At 73.5% G+C, this 25,594-nt stretch carries 24 protein-coding genes and 1 pseudogene; 14 read left to right on the top strand and 11 right to left on the bottom strand.

Translation table 11 applies throughout. The features are described from left to right. Positions 1-20 precede the first annotated feature (20 nt). Positions 21-899, bottom strand: a complete 879-nt coding sequence (locus VG869_10690) for a sterol desaturase family protein (GenBank protein HEV3451663.1) — start codon at positions 897-899, stop codon at positions 21-23. A gap of 313 nt (positions 900-1,212) precedes the next feature. On the opposite strand from VG869_10690, the gene VG869_10685 reads away from it, so the two are divergent. The 3 genes and pseudogenes from VG869_10685 (at position 1,213) to VG869_10675 (ending at position 5,823) form a co-directional block, all read left to right on the top strand. Next, positions 1,213-1,866: a hypothetical protein gene (locus VG869_10685; GenBank protein HEV3451662.1), complete on the top strand. Its 654-nt coding sequence runs from the start codon at positions 1,213-1,215 to the stop codon at positions 1,864-1,866. 241 nt (positions 1,867-2,107) lie between these two features. After that, complete coding sequence (locus VG869_10680; GenBank protein ID HEV3451661.1) at positions 2,108-2,464, top strand: Rid family hydrolase; 357 nt, start codon at positions 2,108-2,110, stop codon at positions 2,462-2,464. A 128-nt stretch (positions 2,465-2,592) separates the two neighbouring features. Further along, positions 2,593-5,823 (top strand): annotated as a pseudogene (locus VG869_10675) (error-prone DNA polymerase). Between the two features lie 46 nt (positions 5,824-5,869). Here the strand turns inward: VG869_10675 and VG869_10670 are convergent. Next, positions 5,870-6,679 carry a L,D-transpeptidase gene (locus VG869_10670; protein HEV3451660.1) on the bottom strand — a complete coding sequence of 270 codons (810 nt, stop codon included), beginning with the start codon at positions 6,677-6,679 and terminating at the stop codon, positions 5,870-5,872. 95 nt (positions 6,680-6,774) lie between these two features. Here VG869_10670 and VG869_10665 point away from each other — a divergent pair, with 95 nt between their 5' ends. After that, the gene (locus VG869_10665; protein HEV3451659.1) at positions 6,775-9,192 is read left to right on the top strand and encodes an HAD-IC family P-type ATPase; all 2,418 of its coding nucleotides are present in this window, start codon (positions 6,775-6,777) and stop codon (positions 9,190-9,192) included. 10 nt (positions 9,193-9,202) lie between these two features. Further along, positions 9,203-9,715 carry a pyridoxamine 5'-phosphate oxidase family protein gene (locus VG869_10660; GenBank protein ID HEV3451658.1) on the top strand — a complete coding sequence of 171 codons (513 nt, stop codon included), beginning with the start codon at positions 9,203-9,205 and terminating at the stop codon, positions 9,713-9,715. A 13-nt stretch (positions 9,716-9,728) separates the two neighbouring features. On the opposite strand, the gene VG869_10655 is transcribed toward VG869_10660, so the two are convergent. Next, on the bottom strand, positions 9,729-10,424 hold the full coding sequence (locus VG869_10655; GenBank protein HEV3451657.1) for a VIT1/CCC1 transporter family protein: 696 nt from the start codon (positions 10,422-10,424) through the stop codon (positions 9,729-9,731). A 158-nt stretch (positions 10,425-10,582) separates the two neighbouring features. On the opposite strand from VG869_10655, the gene VG869_10650 reads away from it, so the two are divergent. Both VG869_10650 and VG869_10645 read left to right on the top strand, forming a co-directional pair. Then, positions 10,583-11,887, top strand: a complete 1,305-nt coding sequence (locus tag VG869_10650; protein ID HEV3451656.1) for an acyl-CoA dehydrogenase family protein — start codon at positions 10,583-10,585, stop codon at positions 11,885-11,887. Positions 11,888-11,898: 11 nt separating this feature from the next. Beyond that, complete coding sequence (locus VG869_10645; GenBank protein HEV3451655.1) at positions 11,899-12,978, top strand: adenylate/guanylate cyclase domain-containing protein; 1,080 nt, start codon at positions 11,899-11,901, stop codon at positions 12,976-12,978. A gap of 3 nt (positions 12,979-12,981) precedes the next feature. Here VG869_10645 and VG869_10640 read toward each other — a convergent pair whose 3' ends face one another. Further along, a complete protein-coding gene (locus VG869_10640; protein ID HEV3451654.1) occupies positions 12,982-14,472 on the bottom strand; it encodes an alpha/beta hydrolase in 1,491 nt (496 codons plus the stop codon). Positions 14,473-14,533: 61 nt separating this feature from the next. On the opposite strand from VG869_10640, the gene mca reads away from it, so the two are divergent. Further along, positions 14,534-15,460, top strand: coding sequence for a mycothiol conjugate amidase Mca (gene mca, locus VG869_10635; GenBank protein ID HEV3451653.1), 927 nt, complete (start codon positions 14,534-14,536; stop codon positions 15,458-15,460). 17 nt (positions 15,461-15,477) lie between these two features. Beyond that, positions 15,478-15,864 carry an SCP2 sterol-binding domain-containing protein gene (locus VG869_10630; protein ID HEV3451652.1) on the top strand — a complete coding sequence of 129 codons (387 nt, stop codon included), beginning with the start codon at positions 15,478-15,480 and terminating at the stop codon, positions 15,862-15,864. A 9-nt stretch (positions 15,865-15,873) separates the two neighbouring features. Here VG869_10630 and VG869_10625 read toward each other — a convergent pair whose 3' ends face one another. Then, a complete protein-coding gene (locus VG869_10625; GenBank protein ID HEV3451651.1) occupies positions 15,874-16,722 on the bottom strand; it encodes a polysaccharide deacetylase family protein in 849 nt (282 codons plus the stop codon). 9 nt (positions 16,723-16,731) lie between these two features. Beyond that, entirely contained in the window at positions 16,732-17,919 is a 1,188-nt protein-coding gene (locus tag VG869_10620) for a steroid 3-ketoacyl-CoA thiolase (protein ID HEV3451650.1), read from the bottom strand. A 35-nt stretch (positions 17,920-17,954) separates the two neighbouring features. Here VG869_10620 and VG869_10615 point away from each other — a divergent pair, with 35 nt between their 5' ends. After that, positions 17,955-18,596: a hypothetical protein gene (locus VG869_10615; GenBank protein HEV3451649.1), complete on the top strand. Its 642-nt coding sequence runs from the start codon at positions 17,955-17,957 to the stop codon at positions 18,594-18,596. A gap of 3 nt (positions 18,597-18,599) precedes the next feature. Here VG869_10615 and VG869_10610 read toward each other — a convergent pair whose 3' ends face one another. Further along, complete coding sequence (locus tag VG869_10610; protein ID HEV3451648.1) at positions 18,600-19,556, bottom strand: zinc-binding dehydrogenase; 957 nt, start codon at positions 19,554-19,556, stop codon at positions 18,600-18,602. Between the two features lie 62 nt (positions 19,557-19,618). On the opposite strand from VG869_10610, the gene VG869_10605 reads away from it, so the two are divergent. Then, the gene (locus VG869_10605; protein HEV3451647.1) at positions 19,619-19,981 is read left to right on the top strand and encodes a hypothetical protein; all 363 of its coding nucleotides are present in this window, start codon (positions 19,619-19,621) and stop codon (positions 19,979-19,981) included. Between the two features lie 9 nt (positions 19,982-19,990). Here VG869_10605 and VG869_10600 read toward each other — a convergent pair whose 3' ends face one another. The 3 genes from VG869_10600 to VG869_10590 are packed head-to-tail and all read right to left on the bottom strand — an operon-like array spanning position 19,991 to position 22,006. Beyond that, entirely contained in the window at positions 19,991-20,584 is a 594-nt protein-coding gene (locus VG869_10600) for a DsbA family protein (protein ID HEV3451646.1), read from the bottom strand. A gap of 23 nt (positions 20,585-20,607) precedes the next feature. Then, positions 20,608-21,135 carry a phosphatase PAP2 family protein gene (locus VG869_10595; GenBank protein HEV3451645.1) on the bottom strand — a complete coding sequence of 176 codons (528 nt, stop codon included), beginning with the start codon at positions 21,133-21,135 and terminating at the stop codon, positions 20,608-20,610. Between the two features lie 43 nt (positions 21,136-21,178). Next, positions 21,179-22,006, bottom strand: a complete 828-nt coding sequence (locus VG869_10590; GenBank protein ID HEV3451644.1) for a PD-(D/E)XK nuclease family protein — start codon at positions 22,004-22,006, stop codon at positions 21,179-21,181. A gap of 74 nt (positions 22,007-22,080) precedes the next feature. Here VG869_10590 and VG869_10585 point away from each other — a divergent pair, with 74 nt between their 5' ends. After that, on the top strand, positions 22,081-23,091 hold the full coding sequence (locus tag VG869_10585) for an LLM class F420-dependent oxidoreductase (GenBank protein ID HEV3451643.1): 1,011 nt from the start codon (positions 22,081-22,083) through the stop codon (positions 23,089-23,091). A gap of 11 nt (positions 23,092-23,102) precedes the next feature. On the opposite strand, the gene VG869_10580 is transcribed toward VG869_10585, so the two are convergent. Then, the gene (locus VG869_10580) at positions 23,103-24,038 is read right to left on the bottom strand and encodes a TIGR03621 family F420-dependent LLM class oxidoreductase (GenBank protein HEV3451642.1); all 936 of its coding nucleotides are present in this window, start codon (positions 24,036-24,038) and stop codon (positions 23,103-23,105) included. Positions 24,039-24,378: 340 nt separating this feature from the next. On the opposite strand from VG869_10580, the gene VG869_10575 reads away from it, so the two are divergent. Both VG869_10575 and VG869_10570 read left to right on the top strand, forming a co-directional pair. After that, entirely contained in the window at positions 24,379-25,257 is an 879-nt protein-coding gene (locus VG869_10575) for an LLM class F420-dependent oxidoreductase (GenBank protein HEV3451641.1), read from the top strand. 28 nt (positions 25,258-25,285) lie between these two features. Then, on the top strand, positions 25,286-25,594 hold a 309-nt coding region (locus VG869_10570), incomplete at its 3' end, for a hypothetical protein (protein ID HEV3451640.1).

Below are 25,594 nucleotides of genomic sequence, written 5' to 3'. Positions count from 1 at the left end.
CCACCCGGTGAGCGCGGGCACTACCCGGACGCCGCGCCGGCGCGAGCGGCCGCGGTGAACGGGTAGCCGAGCTGGCGCCCGTAGCCGACCGGCGGGACCGGCTCGGACGTCCCGAACCCCGACGGCCACCGATGGCGCGGCAGGTAGGCGGTGCCGAAGAGCTTGTCGACGACAGGAGTCCCGAAGTTCGTGTTGATGGCCTCGCGGTCCAAGGCGTGGTGCCAGTGATGCCACTCGGGCGTGTTGATGACCCACCGCACCACCGGGAACCGCAGCCGCACGTTGGCGTGCTGGAACAGCGCCAGCAGCGTGAAGAACACGACCACGCCGCCGAAGGTGCCGCCACTGAACCCGAGGAGGTACAGCGGGATCACCACCGCGCCGTGGGTGAAGACCTGGTCGATCGGGTGCACGCGAGCAGAGGCGAGCCAGTCCATGTTCTCGATGCTGTGGTGCACGGCGTGGAACCGCCACAGGAACGGCACCTGGTGCGTCAGGCGGTGCGCCCAGTACTGCCCGACCAGCACGATGAGCACCGCCAGCGTGACCGCGACCGCGGCGGGCAGGGCGCCGGCGATGTCGAGCCGTCGGACCCAGAAGAACGGGATCATGGCCACGACCAGGGCCACGAGGACCCCGACGGTGATGAGCACGTTGTTCACGAGCAGGTGGGTCAGGTCGGTGAGGAAGCCGCGACGGAACACCCGCTGCGGTCGGAGCGCGAACACCTTCTCGAGCGGCACGAACAGCAGGAAGAGCACGGCGATCCCGACGACGCCGGCGCCGCGGGTGACGAGGCCGACGACGAGGGCCGTGACGGTGATGAGCCCCACCGCGAGCCCCGCACGCGTCGGTCGGTCGGCCGCCGCCGGGCCCTGGGAACTCGCAGTGCTCTCCATGGCCGCCCTCCGATGCTCTCGATCTCCCCCCGGGATAGCCCCGGACTGTGAAGGCAGCGGGCGGGACGGATCATCGGTCGGTGAAGCCGGGGCGACGGTCAGCCCGGTGCCCGGGGTCAGCGGGCGGCTCGCGGCGGTGCGCCTCTGCCGCGGCGTCCTGGTCTCCGGTTCGTGGACGCTCGGCGCCGCCCCGTGAACGGGTCGTGAGCGTCCTTGACGCGCTCCGTTCGCGTCTCGGAGACTGTCGCGCCGCGTCAGGGGTAGGAAGCGACGACCGCACGCGATCCGACGCGGGTCGCCGAGGAGGCATCAGGTGAGTGCAGACGAAGGCGGATCCCGACTCGCCCGCCTCGGGCCGTGGATGGGGATTGCGTTCGTCGCGCTGTTCGTGGCCGGCTTCCTCGTGTTTCCCACCCCGACCGACAGCCGCAGCGCCGTGCGCACGCTGAAGTGGGCGACGTGGTGGAAGAACAGCGACCACCGGACGCAAGCGATCATCGGCGCCTACCTCATGGTGCTGGGTGTGCTCGCGTTCGTCTGGTTCGCGTGGAGCCTGCGAGAGCGCGTCCGTGACCGCGGTGGGCTCATGTTCACCTTCGGGTCGGTCTTCGCCGCCGTCGCGCTGGTCTCGGCGCTCATCCGGGCGAGCATCCCCGGCGCGAAGGAGTTCGGCAGCACGCCCGTCCCCGTGAACGAGCTCCCGCAGCAGTTCGACTCGATCGGCTTCGCGCTCTTGCTGGTCGCGGGTGCGTTGGCGGCGGGCCTGTTCGTCCTGCTCGCGTCGCTGCTCGCCCGCCAGGACCGGACGCTCCCGCTCTGGCTGATCATCTCCGGCTTCGTCGTCGCCGCCGCCCAGCTGGGGGGCGTGGTCTTCTTCCCCTTCGTGCTCTTCCCCCTGTGGGTGCTCGTCACGTCGATCCTGTTGATCCAACGCGAGCGGCTCGTCCCGTTCCTGTCGAGCGAGTAGGCGGCCCGGGTCGGGCGCGGGCGGGGGCGGTCGACCCGGCAACGCCGGCTCCGAGCCGGACGAGGCGGCCGGGGTCCTGGCCTTCGGGCCCGGCGGGCCGGGGGCCACGGCGGCGGGCGAGGGCCCACCCACCCGGGCACTTGGTGATGAGCGGCTTGACGAACCCAGCGCGAGACCGCACACTCGCCCGCTGCTAAGGAGGGGCATGGGATTAGAGCGATACGACCCGTTCGACGGCGCCTTGCCGTTCTCGCTCGCCGTGGCATCTGGCGACACGGTCCACGTTTCGGGCATGGTCGGCCTCGACCCCGAGACACTCACCGTTCCGGCCGACATCGAGAGCCAGATGCGAATCGCCTACCGCAGCATCGCCGACGCTCTCAGCCAGTTCAGCTGCACGCTGGCGGATATCGCCGACCAGACGGTTTTCTTCGTCGGTGACCATGAGGCCGCGGTGGCAGCCGGCGACGCCATTCGCCACGAGCTGTTCCAGAGCGGGCTCTCGGCGAGCACGATGGTGGGTGTCGACAAGCTGGTCGACTCTCGCTTCCTGGTCGAGATCAAGGTGACCGCCTACCGCCAGGGCAGCGCGCAATAGGGGTTGAGCCCCGTGTCCCAGCCGGCGCGTTGGGTCTTGGGTTTGTCAGCCCGCACATCCCCGGGCACTTGGAGCCTCGAACATGTGTTCGATAGGGTGACGCCCCCGGGCCCGGGGGGTGCCACCTGTACGCCGAGCTGCACTGCCACACGAACTTCTCGTTCCTCGACGGGGCCAGCCACCCCGAGGAGCTCGTCGACGAGGCGGCCCGCCTCGGGTTGTCGGCCCTCGCCGTCACCGACCACGACGGCTTCTACGGCATCGTCCGGTTCGCGGCCGCGGCCGCCGGCGTGGGGCTGCCGACGGTCTTCGGCGCCGAGCTCACGCTGGAGGCCCGGGAGCCCGCGAACGGGGCCGCCGACCCCCCGGGCGAGCACCTCGTGGTGCTGGCGGAGGGGCCGCGGGGGCACGCCCGCCTGGCCCGGGCCATCAGCGAGGGGCAGCTGGCGGGGGAGAAGGGCGCCCCTCGCTTCACGCTGGCCGGCCTCGCCGAGGCCGCCCGCGTCGGCGTGCACGCCAGCGGCGGCCGGGCGAGCGTCACGAACGACGCCTGGGTGGTGCTGACCGGGTGCCGCAAGGGCCCGGTGCCGCGCGCGCTGCTCACCGCCGGTCCCGCCGCCGCCCGCCGGGCCCTCGAGCGCCTCGTGGCCGCGTTCGGGCGGGACCGGGTCCTCGTCGAGCTGTGGGACCACGGCGACCCCCTCGACCGTCACCGCAACGACGCCCTCGCCGAGGTCGCGGCCCACGCCGGGGTGGAGGTCGTGGCCACGAACAACGTCCACTACGCGACCAGCCGCCAGCAGCCGCTCGCCACCGCGCTCGCCGCCATCCGCGCCCGGCGCTCGCTCGACGAGCTCGACGGCTGGCTGCCGGCCTCGCCGCTGGCGCAGCTCCGCCGGCCGGCAGAGCAGGCGCGCCGGTTCGCCCGCTGGCCCGGCGCGGTCGAGCGCACGCTCGACGTGGCGGGCGCGTGCGCGTTCGACCTGCGCCTGGCCGCACCCGACCTCCCCGACCTCGACGTCCCGCCCGGCCACAGCGACATCTCGTGGCTGCGCGAGCTCACCTGGCGGGGAGCCGCCCTGCGCTACCCGGCCAGCCACCCGAACCACGACCAGGCGGTGCGTCAGCTGGCCTACGAGCTCGACGTGATCGAGCAGCTCAACTTCCCGGGCTACTTCCTGCTGCTCGACGAGATCGTGTCGTTCTGCGCCCAGCACGACATCTACTGCCAGGGTCGGGGCAGCGCGGCGAACAGCGCCGTCTGCTACGCGCTCGGCATCACGAAGGCCGACGCCGTCGCCCTCGGGCTGCTCTTCGAGCGCTTCCTGTCCCCGGAGCGGGACGGGCCCCCGGACATCGACCTCGACATCGAGCACCAGCGCCGCGAGGAGGTGATCCAGTTCCTCTACCAGCGGTACGGGCGGGACCGGGCCGCCCAGGTCGCCAACGTCATCTCCTACCGGCCCCGCTCGGCGCTGCGCGAGATGGCGAAGGCGGTCGGGCTGTCCCCGGGCCACGCCGACGCCCTCACGAAGTGGATCGACCGGTGGCGGTCGCGCGAGGAGGCCTTCGACGACGTCGTCGCCTCCGACGGGGCGCCGCCGGTCCCCGAGCTGGTGCTGGACCTGGCCCGCCAGGTCCTCGACTACCCGCGCCACCTCGGCATCCACTCGGGCGGGATGGTCATGGCCGACCGGCCGCTCGTGGAGTTCTGCCCCGTCGAGTGGGCCCGCATGGAGGACCGGTCGGTGCTCCAGTGGGACAAGGACGACTGCGCCGCCGCCGGCCTCGTGAAGTTCGACCTGCTCGGTCTCGGGATGCTCACGATGCTGCACCTCGCCGCCGACCTGGTCCGCGTGCACGAGGGCACCGAGGTGGACCTCGCCACCATCCCCCAAGAGGACGAGGTCTACGACCTGCTCTGCGCCGCCGACACCATCGGGGTGTTCCAGGTCGAGAGCCGAGCCCAGATGGCGACGCTGCCTCGTCTGCGTCCTCGCACCTTCTACGACCTCGTCATCGAGGTGGCGCTCATCCGGCCGGGCCCGATCCAGGGCGGCTCGGTGCACCCCTACCTGCGGCGGCGCAGCGGGGAGGAGCCGGTCACGTACCCCCACCCGATCCTCGAGCCCTGCCTGCGCAAGACCCTGGGGGTGCCGCTCTTCCAGGAGCAGCTCATGCAGATCGCCATCGACGCCGCCGGGTTCACCCCGGGCGAGGCGGACCAGCTCCGTCAGGCGATGGGGTCGAAGCGCTCACGGGCGCGCATGGCGGCCATGCGTGACCGCCTGCTGCGAGGCATGGCGGAGCGGGGGATCACCGGCGAGACCGCCGAGGAGATCGCCCGCAAGCTCGAGGCGTTCGCCGACTTCGGGTTCCCCGAGAGCCACTCGGTGAGCTTCGCCTACCTGGTGTACGCGAGCGCGTGGGTGAAGCGGCGCTACCCGGCCGAGTTCTCCGGCGCGCTGCTGAACGCGCAGCCGATGGGCTTCTACTCGTCCCACACGATCGTGCGGGACGCGATCCGCCACGGGGTGCAGGTCCTCGGCCCCTGCGTCCAGGCGTCCCGGCGGGACTGCACCCTCGAGCCCCGCACCGCCGACGTCGGGCCGATCGGCGTCCCCCGGCCGGGGTGGCACGCCGACGTGTCCACGCACGCGGTGCGGATCGGCCTGCGCTACGTGCGGGGCCTCGCCGACCGGCTGCTGGACCGGATCGACGAGGCCCGCGCCGAGCGGCCGTTCACGGATCTCGAGGACTTCACCCGCCGCACCGGGGCCACCGTCGACGCCCTCGAGTCGCTGGCGACGGCGGGCGCGTTCGCGGCCTTCGGCGTCTCCCGGCGGGAGGGGCTCTGGGCGGCCGGCGGCCTGCGCGACGCCCGCCCCGACACCCTGCCCGGCATCGTCACCGGGATCGACGCGCCGCCGCTCCCGGGCATGACCGAGGTGGAGGCCACCGCCGCCGACCTCGCCGCCACCGGCCTGTCCGCGGCCCGGCACCCGACCGAGTTCGTGCGCGACGAGCTGGCCGCGTCGGGGGTGGTCACCGCCGAGGCGCTCCGGTCCCGGCCCGACGGCGACGCCGTCGAGGTGGCCGGGGTGGTCACGCACCGCCAGCAGCCCGAGACGGCCAAGGGGGTGGTGTTCCTCAACCTCGAGGACGAGACCGGGCTCGTGAACGTGATCTGCACGCCGGACGTCTGGCAGCGGTATCGCCGGGTGGCCCGGACCTCGCCGGCCCTGCGGGTCCGGGGTCGGCTGGAGCGCCAGCAGGGGGTCGTGAACCTCCTGGCCCGCCACCTCGAGGCCCTCGCCCTCACCCCCGCGGCGCTCCCGCGGTCACGCGACTTCCACTAGTCGGGACGCCGCTCGGTCGGTGCCGCCGTCGGCCGGCGCACCGGGCTCAGCCGATGACGACCGGCGTGCCCAGGGTCAGGTAGGGGATGAGCGCGAGGTCGACGTCGTTCGGGACGTGCACGCAGCCGGCCGACAGGTCGGCGCCGATGCTTGCGGGCTGGTTCGTCCCGTGGATGGCGATGCGACCGTCGCCGGTCCCGAAGTGCATGAGCACGTCCGAGTGCCCGGAGAGCCCGAACGCGAAGGGACCGTAGGGATGATCCATGGTGTGGGTCGGGAACAGGTCCCGGACGAAGTACTCGCCCGGCGGGGTCGGGGTGTTCGGCGCGCCGATGCCCACCGTGCTCGTCAGCACGACGGCGCCGTCGCTGATGCGGATCAGGCGCAGCTGGTGCGCCGCCAGCGAGACGCTGACCTCGTACTGCGGGGTGGCGGTCGTGACGTCCGCGGCGCGGACCCAGCCGGTCGAGCCGTTCGGCCGGCTCGGTAGCAGCGCCTCGAGCCAGTCTCCCTGGCGGGCCACGCCGAGCAGCACGAGCGGCGAGCCCAGCTCGTCGGTCGCGGGCAGCGACGCCGCCGGCGCCGCCGCGTCGGGGCCCGAGTAGAGCTGCAGTCCGCCGCCGCCGACCGGCGTGAGCACGGACAGGACCGCGGCGCGGGTCATGGGGACCATGACCGCTCGCGCCAGCGCCGGGGCCAGGCGGAGCTCCCGACGGAGGGCGTGGGACGGCGCCGACGCGGGCGCCGCGGCGTGGACGCCGACGGTCCAGGTCCCGACGACCGCGCCGACCGCGCCGACGGCGAGGCAGGAGAGGGCCCGCGCGCAACGCAGCCGCGATCTGCCTCCCGTCGCCATCACCGCGGGGTATCGGCCGAGGGGGTGGCCGCCTTGAGCCGCCGCGACCCATGCGCTGGGCGGCCGCGGAGGCCTCCTCGGCTACGGTCAGCCCGATGACCGCGTCCGGGCCCGCGGAGTCGGGCGCGCTGGCGCCACCCCGGTCCGGGCCCGACACGCCGCCGACCGGGCTGACGGCAGCCGAGGTCCGCGACCGGGTCTCACGGGGGCTCACGAACGGCGGCGGCGAGCGCACGAGCCGTTCCTACGGCGAGATCATCCGGGCCAACGTCTTGACCCGCTTCAACGCCATCCTCGGCACGCTGCTGGTCGTCGTCCTCGTCGTCGGCCACCCCCAGGACGGGCTGTTCGGGTTCGTACTCGTGGCCAACTCCCTGATCGGGATCGTGCAGGAGGTCCTCGCCAAGCGGAAGCTCGACGCGCTCGCGGTGCTGAGCGCGCCGCGGGCCCGGGTCGTCCGCGACGGCGAGCCCGCCGAGGTCGCCATCGAGGAGATCGTCCTCGACGACCTCTGCGAGCTGCGCACCGGCGACCAGGTCCCCGCCGACGGGCTGGTCCGGCAGGCCGACGGGCTCGAGATCGACGAGTCGCTGCTGACCGGCGAATCGGACCCGATCGACAAGCGGCCGGGCTCGACGGTCATGTCCGGCAGCATCGTCGTCGCCGGCTCCGGACGCTTCCAGGCCACCGCGGTCGGCCCGAACTCGTACGCGCGCCGGATCGCCGCCGAGGCCCGCGAGTTCCGGCTCGCCCGCTCCGAGCTCGTCGACGGCATCAACTTCCTGCTGCGCCTGATCCAGTACGCGCTCTTCCCGATCTCGGGGCTGCTGCTCTGGCAGCAGCTCCGGACCGACCAGGTGCCCGCCGCGCTCACCAGCGTCGTTGCCGGCGTGGTCGGGATGGTCCCCGAGGGCCTCGTGCTCCTGACCAGCCTGGCGTTCGGGATCGCGGCGCTCACGCTGGCTCGGCGCAACGTCTTGGTGCAGGAGCTGCCGGCGGTCGAGGGTCTGGCCCGGGTGGACGTCGTGTGCTTGGACAAGACGGGAACCCTCACCGAGGGTGACGTCGTGTTCGCGCGCTCGGAGCCGCTCGACGGCGCCAGCCCCGCGGACATCGACGCCGCGCTTGGCGCCCTGGCCGACGACCCGAACCGCAACGCCACCCTCGCCGCGCTCGGCGCGGCCCTGTCGGCGCCGGACGGATGGCGCCGCACCGCGACCACCCCGTTCTCCTCGGCGCGCAAGTGGAGCGCGGCCAGCTTCGAATCCCACGCGACGTGGGTGCTCGGCGCACCGGAGATGGTCCTGCCCGACGCGGCGCCGGACCGCGCGCCGCGCTCGCGTGCCAACGATCTCGCCGCCGACGGGAAGCGGGTGCTGCTGCTCGCTCGCAGCGACGCCCCGCTCGCGGACGAGTCGCTCCCGGTCCCGCTGACGCCGGTCGCGCTCGTCCTCCTCGAGGAGAAGGTCCGTCCCGACGCCCGCGAGACCCTCGCCTACTTCGCCGAGCAGGGCGTGGCGCTGAAGGTGATCTCCGGTGACAACCCCCGCACCGTCGCCGCGGTGGCGGCCCGGGTCGGGCTCGCCGGCAGCGACGACCCGGTCGACGCGCGCGAGCTGCCGGACGACCCCGCGCAACTCGCTGACGCCCTCGACACCCACTCGGTCTTCGGCCGGGTCACGCCCCAGCAGAAGCGCGGGATGGTCCACGCCCTCCAGTCCCACGGCCACGTCGTGGCGATGACCGGCGACGGGGTCAACGACGCGCTGGCGCTGAAGGACGCCGACATCGGCGTCGCGATGGGCTCCGGCGCCGCGGCCACTCGCGCCGTCGCCAAGCTCGTGCTCCTCGACGGGCGGTTCGCGACGCTCCCCGGCGTGGTGGCCGAGGGCCGCCGCGTCATCGCCAACATCGAGCGGTCGGCGAACCTCTTCGTCACGAAGACCGTCTACGCGGTGCTGATCGCGGTCATTGTCGTGATCCTGAACTGGAAGTACCCGTTCCTGCCCCGTCAGCTGACGCTCATCAGCAACTTCACGATCGGGATCCCCGGCTTCTTCCTCGCCCTGGCGCCGAACACGCGCCGGTACATCCCGGGCTTCATCAAACGGGTGCTGCGGTTCTGCGTGCCGGCGGGCTTCGTCGTCGGGTCCGGCGCCCTCGCGGCGTACGGCGTCGCCTACTACGCCGAGCACGCGTCGCTGACCGAGTCCCGAACGACGGCCACGCTCGTCGTCGCGGCGATCGCCCTCTGGGTCCTCGTGATCCTCGCCCGCCCGGTGAACTGGTGGCGGGGCCTGCTCGCGCTGACGATGGTGCTCTCGGTCGTGACGATCGTCGCCGTGCCGTCCTTCCGGAGCTTCTTCGCGCTCGCGCTCCCGCCCGGCCGCGTCCTCGGGGAGGCGGCCGCGATCGCCGCCGTCGGGATCGTGCTCGTGGAGCTCGGGTGGCGGACCACGCGCTTCGTCGCCGGTCGACACGACGGCAGCCGAACCGCGGCCGCCGCGCCGTAGGGCGAGCGCCGTGTACGAGACGCCCGCCGACCTCGAGCAGCTCCAGGCCCTGCTCGACGCCAGCCACGAGGCCGCGGGCCCGCACCTCGCCAGCATCTTCACCGCCGAGCGGCGCCTCGACGCCCGGTCCCTAGCCGGCCTGCTCGTCGGCGTGCAGGTGCTGAACCTGGCCACGGTCACGGCCGCCGGCCGCCCGCTCGTCGCGCCCGTCGACGGGCTCTTCTACCGGGGGCACTTCCACTTCGGGTCCTCACCGGACTCGGTTCGGGTCCGGCACCTCCGGGCCCGGCCGGCCCTGAGCGCCTCGCACACCCGGGGCGAGGAGCTCGCGGTGATCGTCCACGGCGAGGCCCGGTTCCTCGACCTCGGCGGCGCCGAGCACGCCGGCTTCCGCGACTACCTGCTCGAGACCTACGTGCCCGCGTACGGGCCGGGCTGGGAGGACGGGGTCGCGGGATCGCCCTACGCCCGCATCGAGCCTCGGAAGCTGTTCACGTTCTCGTGGCCGGCGTCGCCGGCCTGACCGGGCGCGCCGGCTACACCGCGGCGCCGACCAGGGCGCCGATGGCCCACGTCACCAGCATGGCGAGGCTCCCGCCGGCCAGGACCCGCAGCGCCGCCCGCCGCACCGGCGCGCCACCGAACCGGCCGCCGAGCGCGCCGGTACCGGCCAGCAGCAGCAGGGCCAGCCCGGCCACGACGGGGATGCGAGCCGAGCTCGGCAGCACGAGGGCGGCGGCGAGAGGGAGCGCCCCGCCCAGGGAGAAGCTCACCGCCGAGCTCACCGCCGCCTGCACCGGCGCGGCCACCCCGACCCCGGTCATCCCGAGCTCGTCGCGCAGGTGGGCGCCGAGCGGGTCCGCCTCCATGAGGCGCTGCGCGACCTCGCGGGCGAGGCCGCGGTCGAGGCCCCGGCGCTGGTAGATCTCCTGGAGCTCGGCGAGCTCGAAGTCGGGGTGCTGGAGGATCTCCCGTCGCTCCCGTGCGATGTCGGCGAGCTCGGTGTCGCGCTGCGAGCTCACCGAGACGAACTCGCCCGCGGCCATCGCCATGGCGCCGGCGACGAGCGCGGCCGCGCCCGCGACCGCGACCTGGCTTTGCGACGAGGTGGCGGCGGCGACGCCGAGCAGGATGCTGGCGACGGAGACGATCCCGTCGTTGGCGCCGAGGACGGCGGCGCGCAGCCAGCCGATCCGGGCGTACCGGTGGCGTTCGGGTTGATGGGTCCGCATGCTGCTCCGTCCCGGGACGGTCCGCCCGAGCCGCCCGCGTCGGCGCGGCGGGCCGAGCGCGACGTCGAGGATATCCGTGGTCTGGTCGCGACGGATCGACGGCGGATGGAGGCCGCGCCGTGGGAGGCGTCAACCGACGACCGCTACGATCCGGGTCGGTGCCAAGCACAGGGGGAGCCATGGCCGTCGACACGTCCCAGCTCGCCGACGCCCAGCTTCGAGAGCAGACGCTCGAGTTCTTGCGGGAGCAGCTGCCGGCGGGCTGGATGGACGCCATCGACGCCGGCGACGAGGAGCGGTACGCGGCGTTGCGGCGGTCGCTCGACTACCGCGACTGGTGCCGCCGCCTCGGGGAGGCGGGCTACGCCACGCCCACGTGGCCGGCCGAGTACGGGGCCGGGCTGTCGCTCACCCCGATGCAGGCCAAGCACGTGAACGAGGTGCTGAGCACGTACCGGGTGCCGCGGCCCTTCAACATCATCGGGATCGGCATGGGCGGGCCGACGGTCATCACGTGGGGCACCGAGGACCAGAAGCACCAGCTCCTCCGGGGCCTGGCCACGAACGAGGAGATCTGGTGCCAGCTGTTCAGCGAGCCCGGCGCGGGGTCCGACGTGGCCGGCCTGTCGACCCGGGCCGTCCGTGACGGCGACGAGTGGATCGTCACCGGCCAGAAGGTCTGGACCACGCTCGCGCACCTGGCCAGGTACGGGATGCTGCTGGCCCGCACCAACCCCGACGTGCCGAAGCACAAGGGGCTCAGCTACTTCGTCCTCGACATGCGGCTGCCGGGCGTCGAGATCCGCCCCCTTGTGCAGATCACCGGCGACGCCGAGTTCAACGAGGTGTTCCTCGAGAACGTGCGGATCCCGGACGCGATGCGGGTGGGGCCGGCGGGGGAGGGCTGGCGGGTCGCGATCACGACGCTCATGAACGAGCGGGTGTCGCTCTCGGGGGCCGGGTCGCTCGCCGGCGACGCCGTCGGCGGCAGCCCGATCCGGACGCTTATGGACCGCCACCGGCCGGTCCGCGACCCGCTGCTGCGGCAGCGGCTGGCGCAGGCCTACATCGACGGTCGCCTGATCCGGCTGAACAACCAGCGGGCCGGCGACAAGCGCAAGAGCGGCAGCGAGGCCGGGCCCGAGGGCTCGATCACCAAGCTCATGCAGGCCGAGTTCAACCAGCGGCTCCAGAAGCTGGCGGTGGACATGGAGGGCGCGGGCGGCGCGGCCTGGGAGCCGACCGGCGTCGCGAAGGCCGAAGGGCCGCTCGCCTATCTCGGCGGGATGGGCGACGACCGACCGTCGATCGCGCGCGGGTTCCTGCGCGCCCAGGCCAACACCATCGAGGGCGGCACGTCGAACGTCATGCGCAACATCCTCGGCGAGCGGGTGCTCGGCCTGCCGAAGGAGCCGGACAACTCCCGGGACCTGGCCTGGAAGGACGTCCCCCGCTCGGCCTGACGGGCGGACCCGTGGACCGGTCGCTCGCCCGGTACCTGCGCCGGCGCGGCGCCAGCCCGACCGAGATCGAGCAGGCGGTCCGCAACGGCTACCTCACCCTGCTGGTCTTCGACCGGGCGGTCATGCCCGGCGAGCGCAAGTACACGCTGGCGGCGGTGGCGGCCGCGGCCGGCACCGACCTCGTCACGGCGCGTGCGCTGTGGCGGGCGCTCGGGTTCCCCGACCTGCCCGACGACCTCCCCGCGTTCACCGACCGGGACGTCGAGGCGCTCCGGGGCTTCGTCGAGCGGCTTCACCGGCCGTGGGTCTACGACTGGACCCTGGAGCGGGCGCTCCCCCAAGCGCGGGTGCTCAGCTCCGCCCTCGCCCGCATCGCCGACGCCGAGAGCGACGACGTGGCCCTGTCGGTGGACGACGCCCGTCGCGCCGGGCTCTCCGACGAGGAGCTGGCCGCCGCGGTGGCGACGAACCTCGACTTCGACGACATCAGCCGCCTCGTCGACCACGCGCACCGCCTGCAGCTGCGCGCCGCGCTCTGGCGCAAGCTGGCCGGCAGCGAGCCCGGCACGCCCGGGACGGTCGAGGTGACCGTCGGGTTCCTCGACCTGGTCGGCTACACCGCGCTGGCCGAGGACCTCGACGACCGCGAGCTCTCCGACCTCGTCGAGCGCTTCGCCGGGATCGCCCACGACACCGTCGTCGCCCACGGGGGGCGGCTGGTGAAGACGATCGGCGACGAGGTCATGTTCATCGCCGACCGCCCCCAGACCGCGGCCGTGATCGCGCTCAGCCTCAGCGCCGAGTCGACGAGCGACGAGGTCTTGCCCGACGCTCGAGCCGGGATCGCGTCCGGGACCGTGCTGTCGCGGGAAGGCGACTACTTCGGGCCGGTCGTGAACCTGGCCAGCCGGCTCACCGAGCTCGCCTACCCGGGGACGGTGCTGGCGTCGAGCGACGTCGCCGCCGCGCTGGCCGGTGACGAGCGGTTCACGCTGCGGCGGCTGCCTCGACGTCGCGTGCGCGGCATCGGCCGCATCGACGTGTACCGCCTCGGCGCCGCGCCGGAGCCGGCGCGGGCGCCCACGGGCTGAGGCTCAGGGCCGGCAGCGGCGGCCCACCGGCGGCAGCGTGTGGCGGAGGAGAAAGGCGTCGACGGAGTCGTCGATGCAGGTGATCCCCTTCCCGTAGCCGGCGTGCTCGGTGCTGACCAGCGTGAGCAGGCGGGAGCCGCGCAGACGCTGCTGGAGGTCGACGGCCCCGGCGTACGGCGTCGCCGGGTCGCCGGTCGTCCCGACGATGAGGATCGGCGGGGCGTCGGTCACCCGGACGTCGCCGACCTGCTCGGACGCCGGCGGGGCCGGCAGCCGGGGGTCGCACCCGAGCGGCGACGCGGCGAGGAACCCGCCGAAGATCGGGAACTCCTGCGAGTACTGCGCGTAGGTGGCGCGGTAGTCGTCGAAGGAGAGCAGCGAGTCGCGGCGGTCGTCGCAACGGATGGCGTTCAGCGCCTCCTGGAGGTTGTTGTAGTGGCCGTCGGGTCCCCGGCCGGTCAGCGGGTCGGACAGCTCGGCGAGCCCGTCGCCGACGCCCCGCTCGGCCTGGTCGAGGGCGTGGGCGAGGAACGGCCAGCCCGTCGCCCGGTCGTAGAGCGCGCCGGCCAGCGCCAGGTAGAAGAGCGTCGCCCCCGCCTTCCGCCCGTCGGCGACCGGCAGCTGGAGCCCGCTCTCGAAGCGCTGCTGGAGCGTCGCGAGCGCGGCGCGTGGATCGCCGCGGTGGTGGAACGGGCACGAGGTTCGCGCCGCGCAGTCGGCGAGGAACGCGTCGAGGGCCTGCTCGAAGCCGACCGCGTTGTCGTGCAGCTCGCCGGCCGGCGAGCTGGAGAGGTTGACGGCCCCGTCGAGGACCAGGGCGCCGACGCGCGCCGGGTACAGCTGCGCGTACACCGCGCCGAGGACGGTGCCGTACGAGTAGCCGAGGAAGTTCAGCTTCGGCTCGCCGAGCGCCCCCCGGAGCGCCTCGAGGTCGCGGGCCGTGCTGCGCGTCCCGACGTCTGCCAGCCACTGGCCCTGGCGGCTGACGCAGGCCTGCACCAGGTCGACGGGCCCGTTCGTGCCGGCGTAGAAGCTCTGGAACTGCTCCGGCGTGTCAGGGGTCGGGTCCTGGGCGAGCACCTGGTCGTAGGTGGGGTCGTCGACGCAGGCGATCGGTCGGGAGGAGCCGGTCCCGCGCGGATCGAAGCTCACGAGGTCGTACCGGGCCCGGATCACCGCGGGGATGCCGAGCAGGCCGCCGTTGCGGAGCGATTCGGCGCCGGGGTCGCCCGGGCCGCCGTAGTTGATCACCAGCGTGCCGAGCCGGTGCGCGTGGTCGGAGGCCGGGTGTCGGGCGACTGCGAGCGTCACCGGCGCGCCGGCGGGCTGGGTCCAGTCGACCGGCACCGACAGGGTGGCGCACTGGTTGCCGCCGCCGCACTTGCGCCAGGCGAGCGTCCCGCCTCCGGGCGGCGCGACGGCGCCCGCGGCCGGCACCAGCAGCGCCATCGTGGCCAGGACCGCGCCCATCGCGAGCGCGGGGCCTCGTGGCACGGGCGGCACACTACCGATCGGTTGCGCCGGACCACCCGCGGGGGCGGTACCGTCGTGCTCGATGACCCCCACGGATCGCAACGGTGATCGGCTCGCGCTCCTCAGTGTGCACGCGCACCCCGACGACGAGGCGTCGAAGGGCGCCGCGACCGTCGCGCGCTACCACGACGAAGGCGTGTGGTGCGCGCTGGTGTGCTGCACCGGCGGCGAGGCCGGCGACATCCTGAACCCCTCTGTCGACACGCCCGAGGTTCGGGCCCGCCTGCCCGAGGTTCGCATCGAGGAGCTCGAGGCCAGCGTCGCCGCCATCGGGTACGACGTCCTCCACCTGCTCGGCTACCACGACTCCGGGATGCCGGACACGGACACGAACCGACGCGCCGACAACTTCGCCAACGCGCCGCTCGACGAGGCGGTGGGCCGCCTGGTCGCGATCATCCGCGCCGAGCGGCCCCAGGTGATCATCACCTACGCCGACGACCGCGAGTTCTACCCGCATCCGGATCACATCCGGGTCCACGAGATCTCGCTGCCCGCGTTCGAGGCCGCCGGTCAGGCCGACCGCTTCCCCGACGCGGGACCGCCGTGGCAGCCGTCGAAGCTGTACTACACGGGCTTCTCGCGCCGCCGCGTCGAGGCGCTCCACGCCGCCTACCTCGAGCGCGGCGAGGAGAGCCCGTTCCAGCGGTGGTTCGAGCGGGACTTCCCCGAGGGCGGGGAGCGACGCTTCACCACGTTCGTCGACGTGGGGCCCTGGCTGCACCGCCGGCGGGAGGCCCTCCTCGCGCACCGGACCCAGGTGGACCCGGACGGCTTCTGGATGCGCCTGCCCGACGAGGTGATCCGCAACGTGTTCCCCTGGGACGAGTACGCGCTGGCCCGATCGTCGGTCGGCCAGCCCGCGGCCGGCGACACCGAGGACGACCTGTTCGCGGGCGTGCGAGCCGAGCGGGCCGCCGAGCCCGTCGATACACTCCGTCGCCGCTGAGCGCGAGAGGGGGACCGGTGCCGAAGTACCTCACCCAGGAGTGGTTGGAAGAGGCGCGGGCGCTCGCTCAGGACCAGCCCGAGCGGCCGGGCGCCAGCGCCACGATGCAGTTCGTCGTGACCGGGGCTCCCGACGGCGAGATCAAGTACTACTGGGTGCTCGAGAACGGCCTGCTGGCGGAGGCCGCGCTCGGCGAGCTGCCCGACGCCGAGGTGACGCTCACGACGACCTACCCCGACTCGGTGGCGATCCAGAAGGGGGAGCTGGACGCCAACGCCGCGTTCATGCAGGGCAAGACCAAGGTCACCGGCAACATGGGCAAGCTCATGCAGCTCATGCCGCTGACCATGTCACCCGAGTACCGCGCCCTGCAGGACAAGATCCGCGCCATCACGACCTACTGAGCCGCGGCGTCAGGCGGCGCGCTGGAGCTCGCGCAGCTCGCGGTAGCCGATCAGGGTCGCGCCGGCCCGGTCGACGAGGTCGGGGAGGGACGGGTCCGCGCAGAGGAAGGCGTGGTCCTCGACCCGCCCGGCCCAGTCGGGGTACGAGGCCCGCAGCTCGTCGGCGTCGACCGCCGGGTGCAGGTACACCTCGGTGACGCCGGGCCGCAGGTCGAAGAGGGCCCGCTCGACGTGCTTCCGCGCGCCGACACCCTGGTAGAAGACGAAGTGGTCGGGGTACACGATCCCCTCGGCGGTGGCGAGGTCGCGGTACGGGAAGCCCACCACCCGGTGGCCGCCCTTCGGGCCCATCCGGAGGGGCAGCTCGAAGTCGATCGCGAGCTCGAGGTACACGCCGAAGAAGTCGGCCCGCAGCTGCAGGGTCCCCATGTGGCTGTCGAGGTGGCTCACGTCGAAGCCCCACAGGATCGCCCGCTCGATCTGGGCCTGGAGCTCGCGGCGGACCTCGTCGAGGTCGGCGTGGTCCCACGTGTCCTCCACCGTGCGGGGGAAGCCCCCGTCGCCGTCGAGGAGGCTCGGGCAGTAGGTGATCGGCGCCCACCGGTAGGTCTCGAACTCGGCGTTCAGGGTCAGGTGGACCCCGACGTCCTCGCCCCGGTACTGCGCGGCGGCGTCACGCGCCCACGGGCACGGCACCATCAAGGACGCGCTCGTGCCGAGGCCGTTGCGGAGGGCGTCGTACACGCCGACGTTCGCCGAGCGGAGGCAGCCGAGGTCGTCGCAGTTCACGATGACCAGCCGCGCGTCCGGCGGGTAGCCGAGCCGCTCGGTCAGCGGTGCACCCTCGACGGGAGCCACGACGCGAGGCTACGGCAGCCGCTCGAGGATCGTGCCGGTGCCGAGGCCCCCGCCGCAGCACATCGTCACGAGGCCGTACCGGCCGTCGGTGCGCTCGAGCTCGTGGAGGGCGGTCGTGACGAGGCGGGCGCCGGTGGCGCCGACGGGGTGCCCGAGCGCGATCGCACCCCCGTTCGGGTTCACCGTCGCCGGGTCCGGGTGCAGCTCCTGCTCCCAGGCCAGGACGACCGAGGCGAAGGCCTCGTTGATCTCGACGGTGTCGAACTCGCTCATCGTCAGCCGGTTGCGGTCGAGCAGCCGGTGGGTGGCGTCGATCGGCCCGGTGAGCATGAGCACCGGGTCGACGCCGACCAGGCACTGGTCGACGATGCGGGCTCGCGGCCGCAGGCCCAGCTCGGCCGCCGCCGCCGCCGAGGCCAGGAGGACCGCGGCGGCGCCGTCGGTGATCTGCGACGACGTGCCGGCGGTGTGGATGCCGTCCGGTCGGGCCACCGGCTTCAGCGCCGCCAGCGCCTCGAGGGAGGTCTCGCGCAGGCCCTCGTCGCGGTCGACGCGGTGGGTGGTGCCGGTCGGCTCGCCCTCCTCGAGGTCGGGGGCGTCGATCGGGAGCACCTCCCGCTCGAAGCGGCCCTCGCGCCAGGCCGCCTGCGCCCGCTGCTGGGACTGGAGCCCGAACCGGTCGCAGTCGGCGCGGCTGATGCCCCACTTGTCGGCGATCCGCTCGGCCGCCTCGAACTGCGACGTGAACTCGAAGCGGTCGAAGTACGACTTCGGGAGCGGTCGGCCGGGGCCTTGCGACACCGCCGCGCCGAGCGGGACACGGCTCATGGACTCGACGCCGCAGGCGAGGGCGACGTCGACGACCCCGGCGGCGACGAGCGCGGCGGCCAGGTTCGTGGCCTGCTGCGACGAGCCGCACTGCGCGTCCGCGGTCGTCCCCGCCACCTCGATGGGGAGGCCGGCGCTGAGCCAGGCCGTGCGCGCGATGTTGAAGGTCTGCTCGCCGGTCTGCGTCACGCAGCCGCCGACGACCTGGCCGACCCGCTCGGGGTCGAGACCGGCGCGTTCGACCGCCGCCCGCTGCACCGCGCCGAGGAGCTCGGCGGGGTGGACGCCGGCCAGACCGCCGTTGCGCCGACCGAGCGGCGAACGGACGGCTTCGACGATGACGACTTCGTGATCGGTGCTCGCTGCCATGAGCCCGATCGTACCGGCGCCCTACGCTCGCCGCCGTGGGCCGCCCGCGCTCGGGTCTCGTCGTCGTGCTCGTCGCGACGGGTGTGGTGGCCGCCTCCTGCTTCGGGGGCGGCGGCGGGTCGGCGTCGCCGCACCGGGCTCGGGCCGGGGCGGCGAGCAACGACCCGGGGTGCCAGTTCATCGTCGCCGGCGAGGCGAAACGGTCGACGGTCCCGCTCGTCAACATGGCGGAGTACCTGATCGACGCCGCCGCGCAGCCGACGGTCTGCTACGACAAGATCACCTTCACGTTCGACAAGGGCAGCAACGCGGACCTGCCGCCCAGCTACAGCGTGTTCTACAAGCAGCCCCCGTTCGCGCCCGGGCTGCCCACCACCGCCGCCGAGACGCTGACGGGCGTGCACGCGATCCTCGAGGTGATGATCACCCCGGCGTCGGAGACCGACGTTCGCAACCCGGCGAGCTCGGTCCAGACCTACAAGGGCAACCTCCGGCTCTCGTTCCCCCGGGCCATGCGCCACATCCTGATCGTCGAGCTGCTGCGGAGCTTCCCGCAGCCGTCGCCCGACCCGAACGCCTCCGTCGTCGTGTGGCTGATCGGGCTCGACAGCCGGCGGCCCTTCACGACCGACGCCGCGAACTCGCCGCCGCACGTGAACGTGCTGATCCTGAACTGAGCCTCACGGCGCCACGAGGACGACCTTCCCGAACTTGCCCCCGGTCTCGAACCGCTCGTAGGCGGCGGTCGCCTCGGGAAGCGGGACCGCGGCCTCCACCGGCACCCGGATCTCGCCGCGGGCGAGCAGCGGCAGCGCGTGGCGCTCGACGAGCTGCGCCGCCGCCGCCTTCTGCTCGAGCGGACGGACCCGGAGGGTCGAGCCGTGGATCCGGCCGCGGCGCTGCATGAGCGTCAGCAGGTTGACCTCGGCGTGCCCGCCGGCGCCGACGCCGATCACGGCGACGCGCCCGCCCGTGGCGAGCGCGTCGAGGTCGTCGGGGAGGTTCGGGGCCCCGACCACCTCGAGGATGACGTCGTACGGCGCGTGGCGGGCGTGGGCGTCCGGCCCGATGACGGTGACGGCGCCGCTCGCCGCCGCCAGCTCGGCCACGTCGACACGCCGGGCCTCGTTTCGCACGCTGGCCACGACGCGGGCCCCGGCCCGCGCCGCGAGCTGGACCGCGGCCACCCCGACGCCGCCGGCGGCGCCGTGCACGAGCAGCCGCTCGCCGACGGTCAGCCCGCACTGCGAGAAGAGGGCGTCGTGCGCGGTGGTGAAGACCTCGGGGAAGCCGCCGGCCTCGGGCCACGACACGCCGTCGGGGACGGGCAGCGCCGTCCGCTCGTGGACGACGGCCAGCTCGGCCTGCGCGCCCCCGCCGACCACGGCCATGACGCGGTCCCCGGGTCCGAACCGGAAGCAGCGGTCCCCGGCCGCGCGCACCGTGCCGGCCAGCTCCATGCCGGGGATGTCGGCCGGCCACCCCGGCGGGGCGGGGTAGAGGCCCTGGCGCTGCATGAGGTCGGCGGCGTTGACCCCCGCCGCCCGCACCTCGACGAGCAGCTCCTCCGGGCCCGGGACGGGATCCGGGTGCTCCTGCCACCGCAGGGCCCCGTCGACCACCGTCACCGCGTGCACGGCCCGGAGCGTAGGGAACCCGGCGGGCGGCGCGCGGCGGCGCGGGCGGTACCGTCCGGACCGTGGCTCTGGACGAGGCGCTGTCGATCCTCGACGAGGACGGGAACGAGATCGTCCTCGACGGCGACGAGGCCGCGTCGCTGCTCGCGCTCGCCCACGACTTCGACGCCGCCACGGTGTCGGCCTGCCCCGACTGTCGCGGGCGGGTGCTCGCCTGCGTCGCCGTCGTCGACCTTCTCGGCGACGTGCCCCCGCACCCGCGGGGACGTGAGCTGCTCGACCTGGCCGAGGACGCGCCCACCCTGCACCTCTACGTGCAGGACCTGGTCACGTCCTGTGAGCACGCGGGATGGCGGGACCCGGGGTTCACCGAGTGGTCGGATGTCCTCGAGGAGTTCGTCGAGGCGCGGCGGGGCCTCCAGTGAGGCGCGGCCCTAGCGGGGTATCCGGGTCCGCTTGAACTCGTTCAGGCGGGCCCAGTCGAGGAGGCCCACCATCCGCTCGAGGTCGTCGATTCGGCCGCGCTCCATGAAGCGGACGAAGACGGCGTCATCGTGCTCCACGAACGTCGGCACCCCGAAGACCTCCCAGTCGTCGACGGCCTGGGTGTGCTCGGCGGCCAGCGTCTTGAGGGGCCGCCCGCTCCACGCCTCCTCGGCGACGGCGTCGGGGTCGAGCCCGACCGACGCGACGACGTCCCGCAGCACGGACTCGTGGCCGAGCTTGCGGCCGTGGTCGTGCCGGGCCGCGAACAGCCCGAGGTGCGCGTCGAGGAAGTGCTCGGGGAACGCGTCGCGCACCGCGATCCCGTAGAGCAGCGCGAGAACGCCGGTTCCCCACGAGTCGGGGCTGCGCTCCCAGACCGGGGCTTCGTCGTCGCCGACGTGGACCTGGTCGAGCGAGAAGGGCAGGAACCGCCACTCGACGTCGGGGAGGGCGTCGGCGCGGATGGCGGCGACGATCGCCTCGTGCGCGTTGCGCGCGAACGGGCAGCGATAGTCGAACGTGACGGCGACTTGACGAGCCATTCGATCTCCTGGGCGTCTCGCGCTCACCGTACCAGCCGTCGGGCGACGCGCCCGAGGGTGAGCCCCAGCGCGACGCCCGCGATCCCGTCGGAGGCGTGGTGGATGCGCGTGTAGACGCGGCTGGCCGCGACGGTCGCGGCGAGCGCGTAGTAGAGCGGGCCGAGTCGGCTGCGGCGCGACAGAATTGCCGCCGCGGTGAACGCCGTGACCGCGTGCCCGGACGGGAACGACGACGTGATGGGACGGCGCATCCGGTACGGCAGCGGCTCGTCGTGCGAGAAGTGATCGGGAGGCCGCACTCGGCGGAAGGCGATCTTCACCGTGTTCGTCACCGCGGACTCGCCGGCGAGGGCGAGGAGGAACCGTCCACCCCACCGGACGTCACGGGTACGGGCGACGCGGATCGAGCCGAGCGCGAGCCACAGCAGCGCGTGGTCGGCCGCGCTCGAGATGCCGTACATGACGTGGTCGAGGCCCTCGGAGCGCCGCGACGCCAGCCACTTCTCGAACCGCTCGTCGAACGCGGTCACGGCCTCGCCGTAGGACGACATCGGCCCTCGAGCCTACCGGCGGCCTCGGCCGGCACCGTGACCGTCAGCCGAGCGGCAGCATCGGTTCGATCACCGTCCCGGGACCGCGCAGGACCGCGGCGTCGACGGGGTCACCGCCGTGCGCGGGGCAGTAGGGCCGGAAGGTGCAGAAGTCGCACAGTCGACTGGGGTGGGGACGGAAGTCGTCGTGCGCGCAGGCGCGCTCGATCGCGGCCCAGAGCGCGAGGGTGCGCCGGCTCAGCCCGGTGCTGGACTGGTCGCTCGGCGTGGCGATGATCGCCTCCGGCTTCGACAGATACAGGAGCTGGACGTGGTGGGGCCGCTGCCCGAAGTTCTGCTCGCAGAGCAGGGCGTACATGTGGACGCCGGCGAGGCTCTTCGACTCGAAGAGCTCGGACGGCACCGAGCCGGTCTTGTAGTCCGTCACCACCAGCTCCCCGTCGACGAGGTCGAGCCGGTCGATCACGCCTCGGATCCGCACGCCGGCGACCTGGGCCTCGAGGCGCAGCTCGAGGCCGATCGGATGGACGGACTGCGGGTCCTCGAGCTGGAAGTACCGCCGCACCAGCTCCTCGGCGTCCCGGTCGAAGGCGGCGCGCTCGTCGTCGTCGAGCTCCAGCGCCGCGAACTCGGCGTCGTGGGCCAGCGTCACCCGGGCCCGGTCGAGGTCGGCGAGGGCGGCGTCGAGGGTGCGGTCGTCCCGGGGCCGGTCGAGGAGGAACTGCAGGGCCAGGTGCACGAGGGTGCCCTTCGCGGTCCACACCGACGGCGGCTCCGGGAGCCGGTCGATGTAGGCGAACCGGTACGCGAGGGGGCACTCCTTGAACGCCGAGATCGAGCTCGGCGACAGCGCGTAGGGCAGCGGAGCCATCCTCGGCGGAGGGTATCGCCGGGGTGCGACGGGGGCGCGGACCGTTCGGCGGCGGCCCGGTACGCTCCGCCGGCGTGAAGGTCGACGGCGGCCTGCCGGGCGCCGACCCGGAGGAGGTGGCCCGGGCGGCCCGAGAGCTCGAGGACGTCGGCTACGACGGCGGCCTGACCGCCGAGACCTCCCACGACCCGTTCCTCCCGCTCGTCGTCGCGGCGGAGCACACCGAGCGGCTCGAGCTCGGCACCGGCATCGCGGTCGCGTTCGCTCGGAACCCGATGAACCTGGCGAGCATCAGCAACGACCTCCAGGCGCTCTCGCGGGGACGGTTCCGCCTCGGGCTGGGGAGCCAGATCAAGGCGCACATCGAGAAGCGCTTCTCGATGCCGTGGTCGCATCCGGCGGCCCGGATGCGGGAGCTGATCTTGGCCATCCGAGCGATCTGGGCGTGCTGGAACGACGGCGCCCCCCTCGACTTCCGAGGCGAGTTCTACCGGCACACGCTCATGACGCCCTTCTTCAACCCGGGCCCGAACCCGTCGGGCCCCCCGACGATCCAGCTCGCCGCCGTCGGCGAGCGGATGACCGAGGTCGCGGGCGAGGTCGCCGACGGGATCATCCTCCACGGGTTCACCACCGAGCGGTACGTGCGCGAGGTGACCCTGCCCGCGCTCGAGCGGGGCTTCGCGAAGCGGGGCCACCCTCACGAGGCCTTCGAGGTGTGCGGGCCGCTGTTCGTCGTGACCGGGACCACCGACGAGGAGTTCGACGCCGCCCGCACGGCCACGAAGCAGCAGATCGCCTTCTACGGGTCGACGCCGGCCTACCGCCCGGTCCTTGAGCTCCACGGCTGGGGCGACCTGCAAGGCGAGCTGAACGCGCGCTCGAAGCGCGGCGAGTGGGTGGCGATGGGCGACCTCGTCACCGACGACATCCTCGAGACCTTCGCGGTGGTCGCCAAGCCCGAGGACATCCCGGCTCGCATGCTCGAGCGCTTCGGCGACGTCGTCGACCGCATCAGCTTCTACGCGCCCTACCGGAGCGACCCCGACCGCTGGAAGGGCGTGCTGGCCGGCTTCCGGGACTGACCGCCCGGCGCCTACGTGCCGGCGAGGCGGGCCACGACGGGTGCCAGCGCCTCCATCGCGTCGTCGGGCACGACCCAGTACGTGAACCCGTACCGGGCGCGACGCTGCTCGATCGTGTCGCAGAGCTCCTCGACGGTGCCGAGGAGCACGAGCGGGACGTCGAGCGCCTCGCCGGGCTCGAGCCCGAAGGCGGACGCCATCCGTTCGGCGACGGCGGCCCGCTCGCCGGTCAGCATCACGAAGGGGCAGTGGCACTGCAGCTCGAGGGAGGCCAGGCGCTCCCCGGCCGCGTCGCGCACCCAGCCCACCTTCTCGTCGAAGGCGCTCGGCGTCGCCGACGCCGCGGTGTCGCCGCCGAGCTCGCCGGCGCTCAGGGTGGCGTTGAAGCTCACGATGTCGGCGGCGCGGGCGGCGAGCGACAGGATCCGCCGGCCCCCGCCGCCGATGCAGACCGGCGGGCCGCCGGGCCGCCAGGGCGGGGGGGTGCCGACGGCGCCGTCGATCCGGTAGTGGGCGCCGGTGTAGTGCACCGGATCCGTCGACGACCACAGCGCGCGCATGACGTCGAGGGCTTCGCCCATGCGTTCGATGCGCACGCCGGGCCGGTCGTAGTCGAGCCCGGCCTCGTCGTAGTCGGAGCGCTTCCAGCCCGCGCCGAGGCCGACCTCGAGTCGGCCGGCGCTGGCGCGGTCGAGCGTGGCCAGCTCCTTGGCCAGCACGACGGGGTGGCGGTAGTCGTTGTCGAACACGAGCGTGCCGACGCGCAGCGTGGTGGTCGCCTCGACGGCGACGGCGAGCCCGACGAGGGGCGCCCACTGGTCCTGGAAGTGGTCGGGCATCAGGAGCGACGTGTACCCCAGGTCCTCGGCGCGTCGGGCCCGGGCCCGCCAGGCCGGCCCGTCGTCGGCGCGAGAGGTGATGACCCCGAAGCGGAGCGGCCGGGTCACGGCGCCGGGCCCGAGCCGGGGATCGAACCGGGTGGCAGGAGGAGCGGCCCCTGCCCGCACCCGGGCGGGTGAGCGCGGGCGGAGCCGCCCAGGTTGAAAACACGCGTGTCGTGGCGCGACATTCCCGCTCCGCCCCGATTGCCGGCACCTCGACGGCTGACGGTCTCGGTCGGCCCGGTGCGGTGGGGGGCGAGGTCGGCGAGCCGCTGGTGGTCCTCGTCCGCGAGGTCCCGATTCACGGGCCGGATGGTGTCACGCGCCGCGCCGCGCGCGCCCCGGGTGCGGCGACGGCGCGACGCCGTATGCTCCGCCGTCGTCCCGCCGCCGACAGGAGGGCCGCATGCGGGTCGGGCTGTTCCTCCCGAGCTTGAGCCCACTGGCGACGCCCGAGTTCCTCATCGCGTACGCGGAGGCCGCCGAGCAGAGCGGGTTCGCGTCGATCTGGCTCGGCGAGCACGTCGTGTTCCTCGACGACTACGCCTCGAGCTACCCCTACTCGGCCGACGGTCGGCTGGGGCTCCCCTCGGACGTCGGCCTGCTCGAGCTCTTCGGCACGCTCACGTACCTGGCTGCCGTCACCGACCGCATCCGGCTCGGCACCGCGGTGTGCCTGGTGCCGCAGCGCAACCCCGTGTACACGGCGAAGTCGGTCGCGACCGCCGACTGGCTCTCCGGTGGTCGGGTGGACTTCGGCGTGGGCATCGGCTGGCTGCGCGAGGAGTTCGCCGTCCTCGACATGCCCTTCGAGCAGCGCGCCGCGGTGAACGCCGAGTACCTGGCCGTCATGCGGTCCTGCTGGCAGGACGAGGTGTCTTCCTACGAGGGGCGCCACTACACGCTGCCGCCCTGTCGGATGTACCCGAAGCCCGTCCAGCAGCCGCACCCGCCGATCTACTTCGGGGGCGAGACCGATGCGGCGCTGCGACGCGTCGCACGGCACGGCGACGGCTGGCACGGCTTCAACCACCTGCCCGACTCGGCGGCGGCGTCGGTGCGCCGCCTCGAGGGCTTCCTCGCCGACGAGGGTCGCAGCCTCGCCGACGTCGACGTCACGGTCGGCGCGTACCTCCAGCCCGTGCAGCCGACGCACCTCGCGGCCTACCGTGACGCGGGCGTCGACCAGCTCGTGCTGAGCGCCTTCGCCGCCGATCCCGACGGGATCCGCACCGTGCTCGGCACGCTCGGCGACGAATACGTCGACGCGGCGGCCCGGCTCTGACCGGCCGCCCGAGAACGAAGGAGGCTCGATGAGTCCGGACCGCAAGCTCGGCGAAGTCGCCACGAAGCCCCTGTTCGAGAACGAGCGGGTCAAGGTGTGGGAGATGGAGCTCGACCCGGGCGAGAGCTCGGACGTCCACGAGCACCGCCGCGACTACCTCTTGATCCAGCTGGAGGGCGACAAGATCGCCGGGATCTTCGAGCCTGACACCGGCGGCCCGTATCCGCCGGGCACCGTGGAGGGCGACGTCGCACCGGGCAGCGTGATCTACATCGAGCGCGGCGGGATCGAGACGGCGAAGAACACGGGCACGAAGCGCTATCGAGAGATCCTCGTC

The sequence above is a fragment of the Acidimicrobiia bacterium genome (assembly GCA_035948415.1).
In the GTDB taxonomy this organism is placed as follows: domain Bacteria; phylum Actinomycetota; class Acidimicrobiia; order IMCC26256; family PALSA-555; genus PALSA-555.
Note: the sequence above shows the minus strand (reverse complement) of the source record. Positions and strands in the feature narration are given on the sequence as shown.